General features: G+C 60.4%; 10 protein-coding genes. 3 read left to right on the plus strand and 7 right to left on the minus strand.

Annotation, left to right across the window (positions count from 1 at the left end; translation table 11 throughout):
* Window positions 1-697 precede the first annotated feature (697 nt).
* Window positions 698-1,159 carry a hypothetical protein gene (locus DV027_RS12170; RefSeq protein WP_130732185.1) on the plus strand — a complete coding sequence of 154 codons (462 nt, stop codon included), beginning with the start codon at window positions 698-700 and terminating at the stop codon, window positions 1,157-1,159.
* 135 nt (window positions 1,160-1,294) lie between these two features.
* On the opposite strand, the gene DV027_RS12175 is transcribed toward DV027_RS12170, so the two are convergent.
* The 6 genes from DV027_RS12175 to DV027_RS12200 form a co-directional block, all read right to left on the minus strand.
* Window positions 1,295-1,708 (minus strand): RrF2 family transcriptional regulator, encoded by a 414-nt coding sequence (locus DV027_RS12175; RefSeq protein ID WP_130732187.1) that lies wholly within the window; start codon window positions 1,706-1,708, stop codon window positions 1,295-1,297.
* A gap of 331 nt (window positions 1,709-2,039) precedes the next feature.
* Window positions 2,040-2,456, minus strand: coding sequence for an RrF2 family transcriptional regulator (locus DV027_RS12180; protein ID WP_130732189.1), 417 nt, complete (start codon window positions 2,454-2,456; stop codon window positions 2,040-2,042).
* 6 nt (window positions 2,457-2,462) lie between these two features.
* Window positions 2,463-4,205, minus strand: a complete 1,743-nt coding sequence (locus DV027_RS12185) for a putative bifunctional diguanylate cyclase/phosphodiesterase (protein WP_130732191.1) — start codon at window positions 4,203-4,205, stop codon at window positions 2,463-2,465.
* A gap of 30 nt (window positions 4,206-4,235) precedes the next feature.
* On the minus strand, window positions 4,236-6,533 hold the full coding sequence (locus DV027_RS12190) for an EAL domain-containing protein (RefSeq protein ID WP_130732193.1): 2,298 nt from the start codon (window positions 6,531-6,533) through the stop codon (window positions 4,236-4,238).
* Between the two features lie 23 nt (window positions 6,534-6,556).
* A complete protein-coding gene (locus DV027_RS12195; RefSeq protein WP_130732195.1) occupies window positions 6,557-7,183 on the minus strand; it encodes a Crp/Fnr family transcriptional regulator in 627 nt (208 codons plus the stop codon).
* Window positions 7,184-8,118: 935 nt separating this feature from the next.
* Window positions 8,119-9,441, minus strand: a complete 1,323-nt coding sequence (locus DV027_RS12200) for an ATP-dependent DNA helicase (protein ID WP_130732197.1) — start codon at window positions 9,439-9,441, stop codon at window positions 8,119-8,121.
* 233 nt (window positions 9,442-9,674) lie between these two features.
* On the opposite strand from DV027_RS12200, the gene DV027_RS17620 reads away from it, so the two are divergent.
* Both DV027_RS17620 and DV027_RS12205 read left to right on the plus strand, forming a co-directional pair.
* Complete coding sequence (locus tag DV027_RS17620) at window positions 9,675-9,812, plus strand: hypothetical protein (protein ID WP_165399188.1); 138 nt, start codon at window positions 9,675-9,677, stop codon at window positions 9,810-9,812.
* 6 nt (window positions 9,813-9,818) lie between these two features.
* A complete protein-coding gene (locus DV027_RS12205; protein WP_130732199.1) occupies window positions 9,819-11,051 on the plus strand; it encodes an MFS transporter in 1,233 nt (410 codons plus the stop codon).
* A gap of 115 nt (window positions 11,052-11,166) precedes the next feature.
* Here DV027_RS12205 and nagA read toward each other — a convergent pair whose 3' ends face one another.
* On the minus strand, window positions 11,167-12,270 hold the full coding sequence (gene nagA / locus DV027_RS12210) for an N-acetylglucosamine-6-phosphate deacetylase (protein WP_130732200.1): 1,104 nt from the start codon (window positions 12,268-12,270) through the stop codon (window positions 11,167-11,169).
* Window positions 12,271-12,438 lie beyond the last annotated feature (168 nt).

Below are 12,438 nucleotides of genomic sequence, written 5' to 3' on the forward strand. Positions count from 1 at the left end.
TGCCATGGAACTGGAAACCCGTGAATACACTGCACAGACAGGCCGCATAATCAAGGCGGCCCAGAGCGGCCGGTTACAGAAGAACGATGACAACCGCAAGACCCAGGATCGCCCACGCGGCGGGGGTCTGTGGTTTTATGAAAGCTGACATGATGGATATTCCTCCAGTATCATGTAACGGAAGCTAATCCCGTTAATATCGGGCATGAAAAAACTTAATCGTGAGGTTGGTAACGGATTTATTATAATTGTATCAATAGTCACAGTAATCCGCCAAAAAAACGGCAGACTCATGCCCCTTTCGGCAACCTGCCCTGCAAGCGGAGCGTAGTGGAGAAATATTTTTTACTTCGGAGCGCCTTCTGGTGAAACCATTACGGTTTTACCGTAAAACCGTCGCGCGCCATTGGCCGCATCAATGGATCATACCTGTGGTTACGGAACAGTGTTGTGCTGCCCGCTCGCCGGGGTATCAGGAGCGATAAAGCGCAGGGTTTTCAGATGGCGCTGGAAAGGCATAACGCAAATAAATCCACCTTGAAAACGAGCATAATGAGGACTGACCTTATATAAAGTGCGACACTCCCCTATTATGATGAGCGAAACGGCACTCTTTCCACCATCCTGGGTTATGGCGGCACATCCCATGCCAGCAAGGCAGGCATCATGCCTGTCAGCCCCGCACGCGGCATACCTGATGACGCAACACCCCAATACCGTCAGTTCGTGGCCGAATGGGGGCGCGAATGGGCATAGCCACTCCTATCTCACGCCACGGGAATTGCTGGATTATGACTGGACATACAACGTGCGGCCTGGAGGCTTGCCCAACTTTAAGGAATGGGTGGCATGGAGCGACAATAACAAAGCAAAAGCACCGGACAACTATCGCGCCGCCATAATCGGTTGCTCCATTCGCCATGTCAGTACAGGCGCAATGAAAAAACTTCTTGAACAGTATCACACCCTTTCGCCCGACCTAAAGCGCGTTTCTTTTCTGGCGGAACATGCAGACACGTACGCACAGGCGACATGGCATCTCCCCGCCTGTGCCGCGACCGGCTTTTTCTGGGCAGAAACAGTGCCGGTTCTGCTGCATATCGCGCGCAGCACTTCAGGGCTCGACAGGATGCGGATCGTGTTTTTCTTCAACAACTAACCCTGCTGCCGATGGAGCCGCAGACCATGCCGGCCATCGGGGGATGGCACCCGGCCTGCGGGTCGGGATCAGCATCGTCTATATACGCGTATATATAGACGATGACACACCTGTCCCTCATCATGCGCTGTCATGTCAGGCAGCCTGGCGGGGCAGAAGGTCGTGCAGCGTGGTCTGGTCCAGCACATCAAGGAAAGCCGTAAGCGAGCGGGCCAGCAGATGACGCAGGCGGCACATATCAGCCAGAACGCAGGCCTGACCATATTCTGGCTGGCAGGCTTTCATGGAGAGCATGTCCGCCTCCATCATGCGCACGATGTCGCCGATGATGATCTCATGCGGCATACGCGGCAGTTCCAGCCCCCCTGCCCGGCCCCGACGGGTATCAACGACCCCGTTGGTAGAAAGCCGATTGACCACCTTGACGAGATGATTGTGGGAAATGCCATGATTTTCGGAAATTTCATGCACGGAAACGCGCCGACCAGGGTTTTGTCCCAGATAAACCAGAACACGAATGGCATAGTCGGTATGAAGGGTCAGGCGCATGGTATCTGGGCTCTGGCTCCCTGTCTTGTAAAGCCCGCCTGCATGATGCAGCAGCAGGCGATAGGCCAAGGCGACGGCGTGCGGGGCATGGTATTCCTGTTATTACACTGTGTGGACCAATTTCCTCATACCATATCAAAAAAGACCGCTGCCGTCCTTATTGCAACCGGAAAATACGGCCTTTTCATCATATATATAAATCTTATATAGGCATAAGTAGAAATTATAGATAGCACGGCATGGGTCATGCCGATGCGCGCGTTTTTTCAATCCCGTGCAGAGCGGATTTCCAGAAAATCACATGCCTTCAGCTTGCCTGCATGGGCCTGATTTACAGTTTTTTAGGCTCATGCAGGATATCATGCAGCGTAATGCGATCGAGCACCGACATGAAGGCATTGAGCGATTTGGCAAACAGCCCGCGCAGGCGGCATGCATCCGCCAATATGCACGCCTGGCCGTTTTCAGGATTACAGGACACAATTCTGCCCATATCCGCCTCCATAAGGCGAATGATATCTCCGATAATGATCTGGTGCGGCGCGCCGGCCAGTTCCAGGCCGCCACTGCGCCCGCGCCGCGCCAGAATGACACCGTTGCTGGACAGACGGTTCACCACCTTGACCAGATGATTCTGGGAAATGCGGTGGGTCTGGGCAATCTCCTGAATCGCAACCCGTCTACCCGGGTTCTGCCCAAGGTAGATGAGGGTGCGAATGGAGTAGTCGGTGTAAAGAGTAAGGCGCATGGCGTGTCATGACGCCTGTAGCGTGATCTCGGTATGATCTGGCGCAATGATGTGTTCCGCAAGCACAAGATTTGCAGCGGAAATCGGGGGAGAAATATAAAAACCCTGAATCCGGTCCGCGCCGATCTCGCGCAGCATTTCCAGCTGGCCTTTTGTTTCCACGCCGCTCACGGTCACGCTCAGCCCGAACGCATGAGCCAGTCCAATCAGATGCGCCACCACACCACGCGCCTGCTGGCTGGTTTCAATGTCTTTTACCAGCCTGCGTGAGATTTTGGCCTGCGTGAAAGGAATCGTGCGCAGAACCGCGATTGGCAGCGTCGCCAGCCCGAAATCATCCAGCGTCAGCTGAAAGCCGATTTCGGTCAGTTCCTGAAGGCGCTGCAGCACGCGATCGGAGCGCCTGCCAGCCAGAACATTTTCCGATACTTCCAGCACGTAATCGGATGCCTTGCCGCCCTGCCGCTTTATTTCAGCCTCAAGGTCATTCTGGAATCCGATATTGAGCAGGTCCAGCCGCGAGAGATTGATGGTCAGGTTGGGATAGGCATCAAGGCTCGTATTCCACATCCGCATGTCATTCTGAAAGGACTTGACCAGACGCGGGCTCATGACCTGCGCCAGGGCGGCATCAAGGAACACATCACGGAAACTTTCCGCCGCCAGCAGGCCGCGCTGCGGGTGGTGCCAGCGCAGCAGGGCCTCGATCTGGTCGCACTTGCCGGTGCTGAAATTCATGATCGGCTGGTAGTAAAGCTCGAACTGGTCCTTCTGCACCCCCTCACGCGCATCATTGAGGATCTGCGCCCGCTCCAGCGCATGCTGGTGCAGGGTCATGTCGAACATGCGCGCCTGGTGGCCGCCCGCGCGCTTGGCGGCATAAAGCGCGATATCGGCATTCTTCTGGAGTGATTCGGCACTTTCCTGGCTGGCAATGGGGCTGACCCCGATGCTGCCCGACACATTGACCATGGTGTTACCCACCTCGATCGGCGCTTCGAGCTCGGCCAGCAGTTTCTCCAGCATGAGGTTAAGCGGATATTTGTGCAGCGTATGGTTGAGGATGAGCGCAAACTCATCGCCCCCCAGCCGGCAGACGGCATCTTCAGGGTGAACAAGGGCCAGAAGGCGGTTGGAAATCACCTTCAGCACCACATCGCCCGCATGGTGGCCATGAATATCGTTGATCTGCTTGAAGCCATCGAGATCGAACATGACCAGCATGATATCGCGGGTAATGTTCCGCGACTTATCTTCCACCGCGGTCTGGAGCACGTTGTTGAAGCCACCACGGTTGAACAGCCCCGTCAGCGGGTCGGTCGCAGCCAGCGACTTGAGCCGGTCACGGGTGTTCATCAGTTCGGTAATCTCGAAACGGGTCGCGACATATCCCTCCACCGCGCCCAGCGAGTTGTGCTTGGGCATGATGGTGGTGGCCACCCAGTAAAGCGTGCCATCCTTGGCCCGGTTGCAGATATTGCCGCGCCATACCTCGCCGCCCCGAATGGTGCGGTACATCTGCCTGAAAAAGCTCGCATCATGATAGCCGGAATTGACAATGCGATGCGTCGCCCCCAGCAGCTCTTCACGCGGGTAGCGGCTGATCTCGCAAAAGCGGTCATTCACATAGGTAATCACACCGCGCACATCGGTAATGGCCACGATCAGGACATTGTCCACAACATCGGCCCAGAAATCCGAATCCTGGTGGGTCAGCGCGCGCAGGCGATCATCGTGCTTGAGTGACATGGCATATGGCTCCATCTATCCCTTAGCGGATCAGGACTTTGCAGGGGTTGCCGGCCTTGCAGCGGCAGGCTTGGCTGTAGGCGCAGCGTCTTTTTTGCCGCCATTCCCGGGCTTGCCATCCTTTTTGGCGCGGGCTGCCTCGATTTCACGAATGACGGCGGGCGCGCCGCCACGGCGCACCCAGGCTTCAAGATCCTGCGGCGCCAGCGGCTTGGCGAACAGATAGCCCTGCATCACGTCGCAATTGAGTTTTTCCAGCAGGTCGCGCTGCTGTTCGGTCTCGACGCCTTCGGTCACCACCGTCATGCCAAGCCGCGAGCCGATGCCGATCACCGCCATGGTTACGGCCTGGGCATTGGTGTCGTATTCAAAATCATTGATGAAGCTGCGGTCGATCTTGATCTCGGTCAGCGGCAGGCGGGTCAGGCGCGAGAGCGAGGAGTAGCCGGTGCCGAAATCATCCATCGACAGGCCGCAGCCGATATTGCGGATCGACTGGAGCACTTCCTCGGTGTCGCGGCTGTTATCCATCATCACGCTCTCGGTAATTTCCACCGTCAGGCGCGAAGGCTTGAGGTTATGGTCCTTGAGCAGGGCCGCGATATGCTCGGGCAGCGCACGGTTGCGGAAATGCACGGCGGACAGGTTCACGGCCACGGTAGGCACATGGATGCCGTCACGGCCCCACTTCACGATCTGGCGGCAGGCCTCGAGCAGCGACCAGCGGCCGATGGCCTCGATCTGGCCGGTCTCCTCCGCCACGGCGATGAAGCGCGAGGGGAAGATGTTGCCAAGATGCGGGTGGTGCCAGCGCGACAGCGCTTCCACACCGCTGAGTTCAAGCGTATGGGTGCGCACCTGCGGCTGGTAATGCAGCTGCAGCATGCCCTGCGCCAGCGAATCACGCAGCGCCGAACCCAGCACCAGCCGGTCCTGCGCCACCTGGTTCTTTTCCAGGTTGGCGAAGCGGAAGATGCCGCGCCCGTCTTCCTTCGCCTGGCGCATGGCGGTATCGGCATGGCTGAGCAGGGATTCACTGTCCGGCCCGTTGGCGGGGAAGGTGCTGATGCCGATCGAGCACGAGATAGACAGCGTGTTCTGCCCGATCTGGAGCGGACGACCGATGGTTTCGAGCAGCTTGTGCGCGATCTCCTCGATCTGCTTGCCTTCGCAGTCGGGCACCACCACCACGAATTCATCGCCGCCGGAGCGGCTGAGCACGTAATCCTCCTTGGCGATGGAGCGGATGCGGCCTGCGATCTCGACCAGGAACTGGTCGGCATAGACATGGCCAAGCGCATCGTTGATATCGCGGAAACGGTCGATATCGAGCATGAAGATGGCCAGCGTGCGGTTGCCGGGCTGGGCGATGATGTCTTCCATGACCCGATGCAGCGCGCCACGGTTGAGCAGGCCGGTCAGGCTGTCATAGCGGGCAAGCTGGGTCATGTGGGTCTTGGTGGCGTGCTGCTCCAGCGCCAGCGCGCAGAAGGGCAGGCACGCCCCCACAAGGCGCTGCGGCCACGCGCCAAGCTGGTTGGACTCGCGCAGGTACAGCGCGAAGATGCCCGTTATCCGTCCGTCACCGGCCATGACGGGTGCCGCATAGCATGACTGCAGCCCCAGCGAGCGGCACATGGACTGATAATTATCCCACACCAGCCGACCGGTATAGGAGGCATTGGCCTTGAGCTTTTCTACATCCGAGGGTGACGGCACGGTGGTTTCAAGCGCATTGCGGATGCGCGGCGGCAGGGCGGAGGTGCAGATCACCCGCCAGGGCTGCGCGTCATCAAGCACCAGCAGGGCCGCGACCGAATTGGGCACGAAGGCTTCAACCTTGCGGCAGATCAGCTCGCCAAGATCCCGGATCAGCATGTCGCTGGCCAGCGCCTGCAGCACGTCGTTCTGCAGGATCAGGATCTTGCGCCGCTGGCTCTCCTCCGTGACGTTCTTCATCACGCCCATGTAGTAGGTGAGCCGCTTGTCCCCCTGGCCGATCTGCACCTTGGAGAGCGAAAGCTCGCCACAAATGTATTCCCCATCGGCGCGGGTGAACTCCACCTCGCGCGATGTGCCGACAATGCGGTTATGCCCCGTCTCGCGATTGCGATCGATGTAGCGGTCATGCTCATGGCGCAGGCGGATGGGTACCAGGCAGTCCACATTGCGGCCGATCACGTCGGCCCGGGGGATGCCCCACAGGGATTCCGCCGCCTGGTTATAGAAGATGATCTCGTTTTCCTGCCCGATGATGACGGTTGCATCAATGGCCTGCTCAAGGGCGGGAAGAAGGATTTCTGTGGTGAGTACTGTGATATCGGGCATCGTCGTGCGGTCTTTCTTCTCTGTCATTCGGGGTGGGCCACGATCGCCCGCAAGCGGTCAGGATCAAGAATATGGATGGCGCGGCGTTCCCGGGAGATGAGCTGCTCCCGATGGAAGGCACTGAGCAGGCGGCTGACGGTCTCGGTAGTCAGGCCAAGGAAATCGGCCATGTCCGCGCGTGAAATGGCCGGGTCAACGGGCCAGAGTTCACCCGGCCCCATGCGCGTACCCTGGCCGAGCAGGAAGGTGGCCAGGCGCTCGCGCGCGGTCTGGCGGCCAAGCATGAGCAGCCGGTTATGCAGGCTGACCAGCAGCTGGCGGGCGGAATTGAGCGAGGCCGCGCAGGCGCCGGGCGATGTTTCGTGCAGACGGCTCATATGGGGTGCCGGCACGCACACCACCTGCAGGTTGCGCATGGCTTCGGCGCTGTAATGGTAGCGCGTGCAGGGATAGGCGGGGAGCACGTCGCCTTTATGGGCAAAACCGATAATCTGGCGCCGCCCGTCAGGCAGCGATTTGAAAAGGCGAGCGCCTCCGGCCACCACATGGAAATGCGTGCTGGCGGGCATGTCTTCCGTCATGAATTCCTGACGTTCGGAAAATGTCCGTTTCATTCCATCAGAAGACAGAGAAGGCTGCACAAGAGACATGTTAATTTTTTTCCGTTCTCAACACGATTACGTATGATCTCATTAATGACATATTTTCGCCATAAGTTAATTTGTAAAAAAGATGCAGAATATACGATACGGTTTTTTAACCATTTCTGACAGTTTATACTTTCAGTTAATGATTAACAGTATACCGGACCGTATAATGTAAGTGTCCACCACGGATCGGGACTTCGCCTGCTCTATCGCGATACCCCACGGAGCATGACACGACATCCCCTGCCCAACCCCGATGACCGGCACCGATTTCCATGCCTGCGGCACGCGATCCGTATCGCGCATGGCATGCCCTAGGCATGGCTGCGTTATCATTGATTCCGATCATTGCGACCGGGCTGCTGCCGTCCGTCAGGCAGATGAGGCCCAAATCCTCCCGTGGCGTCCCTGAAGGAACCGGGGTTGCCTTTGCCTTCTCCTGTCAGGGCCGGGCGGAAGATAATCCGTTATCCGGCACCTGGTGGGTTGCCTCGCCTGTATGCCGCGGGGCGCGTGCCCCGTGGCGTTCTGCCGCCCCCTGTGTAGCCTGTCGGGCCGGGAGCATGGCCGTGCACACCCGCGTGGTCAGTGTGCAACGGACCGGATACGCGCTGTCAGCGCGCCGTCATGCCCTGCGGGCGGAAAGCAGACAGCCATGCCAGGATGTCGGGCCACATGACCCATGACCGGCAGGGCGGTTCCTTCCCCTCCCCCATGGCGCAACCATGAGCCTTCAATCTCACGGTGATGATTTAAGATTTTATGAAAGTTTTCAGAAATTTCTAGAATATAAAATATATGGCATATAATATGCATCTTACTGAAAAGGCGGGTATTTTTTTAAAATCCGCGAAAAACCGCCATAATTTTCAAATCGTATCGCAACGGTCTTTTTTTTGAACAACAGGACGTGAACAGTCCCCTATCCACCCTGCGACTCACTTCCGGCCAGACGCACCGGCAGGCAGGCCCGTGAGAATCATGGCCGTGGTGGGGCGGGTGGCCGCGACATAAAGCAGTTGCTGCGCTTCAAGCACATTGGTGGCGGCGCGGCGGCTGATATCGCCCACATCCACGAACACGCGGCCGAACGTACTGCCCTGCGCGGTATGCACGGTCATGGCGTAAACCGCCTGGAGCCGCCCGATGTTGCGGCGGAACACAAAGCGGTGCTGCCAGCGCGCGCGCTCAAGGGCGGCCTCGCGCTTCAGGCGCTGCTCGACCGCCCCCATATCCGCGCCGGGGCGCAGGATGGCCACCGGCGTTTCATCGCCCGCCAGGGTGCGCAGCACCACATCATATACCGGCAGCTCGGTGGTCCATCCGGGCACCTTTGATGTGGCGGGAAAGGCATGGCGCAGCATGCCGGGGCGGATATCGGCAATTTCCGCCTCCTCGTTGGTGGCCACCATCACGCGCCGGCCTTCCACATCCATGACCGGAACGCGGGCAATCACGCGCTCGCCCACCACAAAGGGCATGGGCGTCTCGCCCCCATGCACCCACCGGCGCACGGCGCGGTTGACGGCATCGACCCGCGCATTGGTCCAGCACAGGTAGCGGAACGCATCGCTATCGGCCCGGAAGGCATCGGAGGTGAACGCACGCTGCATCCAGGCATCAGGCGTGCGTGGCACGAACAGGCCCGCGCCCTCATGGTGGCTGGCGCGGCACCATGACCAGTCCAGCGGGCCGCCCTGGCTTTCGCGGATGGCGGTAGCGGCGGCCACCAGCGGGTTGTCCGCCGCCTGCCGCACCACGGTTTCGAGATGCGAGGCCGAGCGGATGGCGAAGGACGGGCTGATCGCCTCGCCCACCGGCGGCAGCTGCGCCGGGTCGCCCACAAACAGCACGAAGCGGTCAGGCACGAGGTCGCGCACCCAGCGCATGAGTTCGGAGCCGACCATGGAGCATTCATCAATGATGATGACATCCGCCGTGATCGGCTCGGGCCGATCGGCGCGCTGCAACACTTCGCGGCCATCCTGCGCGCCGGGCTGGAGCGAGAGCACGTTATGAATGGTGCGACACGGCGCAAGCCTGCCCACCCGCGCCTTGAGCACGGCGGTGGCCTTGTGGGTGGCGGCGGTAAACACCACGTCCGCCCCCTGCTTGTGCAGCGCGCGGGCCACCTGCTGCATGAGCGTGGTCTTGCCCGTACCGGCGTAACCGGTCAGCAGATGCGTGGCCGAGACCCCGCGCGCAGCCAGGATTTCAGCCAGCGCACGCTCCTGGCACGCGGTCAGGACCGTGCGGGACATGATATGCTGGATCCTTTGGGGGGCTTGGGCGGGCACATCGGAGGGGGAAGCGTTCCTTCAGGGCAGTGCATGGGTGGGGCAGTATTAGGCCGCCCCCTGCAAACGGGCCAGCACAAATGCATGGCGCATCAATGAAATGCACCGGTGCTCCGGCCGGGAAATGGACATGACCTGACGCGCGGCAATCCCCCCGTTACGCTGAACCACGCCTGACGCAGGGCGTTACAGGCAGCATGATGCCTCGCTGCACTCCTGACGCCATGGCCGACCGCGATGCTGGCATGCATGGCAATGTTCCGCCCTGCCCCTTCCCCACGCGCGAGAAAACCGGCACGACGGCGCAACCCATCGCCCTTCAGCAAAGAGTATAAGCTCCCTTGCCGCTTTCCTTCGCCTTTGGCGCCCGCGCCCTGCGCTCGCTGCGCCATCGCCACTACGCCATCTGGGCCAGCGGGGCTGTCGTGTCGAACATTGGCACCTGGATGCAGCGCACGGCGCAGGACTGGTTCGTGCTGACCCAACTGACCGCGCATGACGCGACGGCAGTAGGCATGACCATGGCTTTCCAGATGGCGCCACAACTGCTGTTCCTGCCCTGGACGGGCTATGCCGCCGACCGTTTCGACCGCCGCGCCCTGCTTATGCTCACACAGGGGTTGATGGGGGCCCTGTCACTGGGGCTGGGCATCCTGACGGTCAGCGGCACGGCACGGCTGTGGGAGATGTATGTCTTTGCCTTCCTGTTTGGCAGCGTGGCCGCCTTTGATGGCCCGGCACGCCAGACCTTCGTATCGGAGCTCGTCGGGCGCGACGACCTGCCCAACGCGGTGGCGCTCAACTCGGTCTCCTTCAATGCCGGGCGCATGCTGGGGCCGGTCGCGGCGGGGGCATGCATTGCCGCGGTGGGCACGGGGTGGGCGTTCGTGCTCAACGGCCTTTCGTTCATTGCCGTGCTCATGTCGCTGCTGGCCCTGAACGGACGGGCCGTAGCACCTCCCGCAAGGCGCGGCGCACGGGGCCTGCTGGCAGGATTCCGCTATGTGTGGCGGCAGCCCGACCTGCGCACCATCGTGCTGATGCTTCTGCTCATTGGCATGTTTGGCCTGAACTTTCCGCTGTTCATTTCCACCATGGCAGTCAGCGTGTTTCATGTCGGCGCGGGGCAGTATGGGCTGCTCAGTGCGTGCATGGCGGTGGGCACCATGATGGGTGCCGTCCTGGCGGCAGGGCGTGAAAAGGTCTCGATGGCAACGCTGCGCACGGGTGCGCTGCTGTTTGGCGTGGGGTGCCTGCTGGCTGCCATTGCCCCCGGCTACGGGCTGTTTGCCGCGGCCCTCGGGCTGGTGGGGCTTGCAACCCTGACCTTTACCACCACGACCAACAGCCTGATGCAGCTTTCAGCCACCCCCGAGATGCGGGGCCGCGTCATGGCCATCCGCCTGGCCGTGGCGCTTGGGGGCACCCCCGTTGGCGCGCCAATCGTGGGGTGGGTGGCTAATCATCTGGGCCCGCGCTGGGGGCTGGGGCTGGCGGCGGCCTCCGGCTTTGCGGCGGTGCTGGTGAGCCTGCGGGCCCGAAGTCCTGAAGCGTGCCTGAAAACAGACCATTGATAAAAAACAAGAAAAGTTTTGTTTGTGTCGCCTTTTCCGAAGCTTTTTGAAAAAAGCTTCGCCCAAAACTTTTATGAATGTTTTCCGGCCTGATCGCCTACATTTCGCGCCGCCATCAGGCGCAGCGGCGGCCGTTCACCCACACTTCCTGCACGCTCAGGTCAGCCCCCATCACCACAATATCGGCCCGGCGGCCGGGCATGAGCACGCCCCGGTCATGCAGGCCCAGCCAGTTGGCGGCATGCGTGCTGACCAGTGCAGCCGCCTGTGGCAGCGAGGCACCCGCCTGCATGGCATTGCGCAACGCCTGGTCCAGTGTCAGCACGCTGCCCGCCAGCGTGCCATCGGGCAGCCGCGCCACGCCATCGGCCACCATCACGTTCTGCCCGCCAAGTTCGCTCGGGCCATCGCCCGCGCCGGTGGCGCGCATGGCATCGGTTACAAACACCAGCCGGTTCCCCATGACCCGATGCGCCAGCCGAAACAGCGCGGGATGGACATGATGGGTATCAAACACCATCTCGGCATAGGCCATGTCGCTGCACAGCAGCGCCGCTGCCGCCCCCGGCGCGCGCGCCATGACCGGCGGCATGGCGTTGAACAGATGCGTGCCCCCTGCCGTGCCACCCATGCCGCAGATACGGCATATGGCCCGCTCCGCCTGCTCGTAACCCGCCAGCGTATGGCCGATATTGACCCGTATGCCCGCATTGACGAATTTCTGGATGGCGGCATCGACCTGCTCGAGTTCCGGGGCCAGCGTTACAACCTTGATGGCGCCGGTCTCGATCACGGCATTCACCCGCGCGGGCGTGGGCAACACGGTAAAAGGCGGCTGCGCACCGCGCTTGTGCGGGTTGATGAACGGCCCTTCCAGATGGGCGCCGGGAATGCTGGGGCCGCCATAAATGCCAATGTGCATGACATCGGCCACGGCATGCAGCGCCGCCATCACATCAATCCACGGTGCAGTGATCGTGGTGGGCAGCAGTGTGGTCACGCCATGCGCCAGATGGAACATGCCCAGATGGCGGATGGCATCCACCCCATCCATCATGTCAGCCCCGCCCCCGCCATGCACATGGCCATCGATAAAGCCGGGCAGAATGTAGCGATCAGGCACAAGCGAGAGCGGGCGCACATCGGTTATGGTCGTATCAAACACGACGCGCCCCGGCATGACCCGGTCTGGCAGTACGATGTGGCCATCAATATTCACGGTGCGGCGTTCCCTATCGGGCAAGGGGTGAAAACATTATGGTCCTGTTAACCCACCGCACCCTGAAATGCCATATCTTGTGTGATACGCCCGCAATCAAGATTTGAATAAGATATGTATCAGATACAATAAATATCCTGCCTGTAAAGAATATGGCCATTACATGAC

The organism is Komagataeibacter xylinus (assembly GCF_004302915.1).
GTDB classification, from domain to species: Bacteria; Pseudomonadota; Alphaproteobacteria; order Acetobacterales; family Acetobacteraceae; genus Komagataeibacter; species Komagataeibacter xylinus_C.

Excerpts from the sequence above, each read along its gene's own strand:
- DV027_RS12170 (WP_130732185.1), top strand. The coding sequence starts at position 698 with ATGACGCAACACCCCAATACCGTCAGTTCGTGGCCGAATGGGGGCGCG.
- DV027_RS12175 (WP_130732187.1), bottom strand. The coding sequence starts at position 1,708 with ATGCGCCTGACCCTTCATACCGACTATGCCATTCGTGTTCTGGTTTAT.
- DV027_RS12180 (WP_130732189.1), bottom strand. The coding sequence starts at position 2,456 with ATGCGCCTTACTCTTTACACCGACTACTCCATTCGCACCCTCATCTAC.
- DV027_RS12185 (WP_130732191.1), bottom strand. The coding sequence starts at position 4,205 with ATGTCACTCAAGCACGATGATCGCCTGCGCGCGCTGACCCACCAGGAT.
- DV027_RS12190 (WP_130732193.1), bottom strand. The coding sequence starts at position 6,533 with ATGCCCGATATCACAGTACTCACCACAGAAATCCTTCTTCCCGCCCTT.
- DV027_RS12195 (WP_130732195.1), bottom strand. The coding sequence starts at position 7,183 with ATGTCTCTTGTGCAGCCTTCTCTGTCTTCTGATGGAATGAAACGGACA.
- DV027_RS12200 (WP_130732197.1), bottom strand. The coding sequence starts at position 9,441 with ATGTCCCGCACGGTCCTGACCGCGTGCCAGGAGCGTGCGCTGGCTGAA.
- DV027_RS17620 (WP_165399188.1), top strand. The coding sequence starts at position 9,675 with ATGATGCCTCGCTGCACTCCTGACGCCATGGCCGACCGCGATGCTGGC.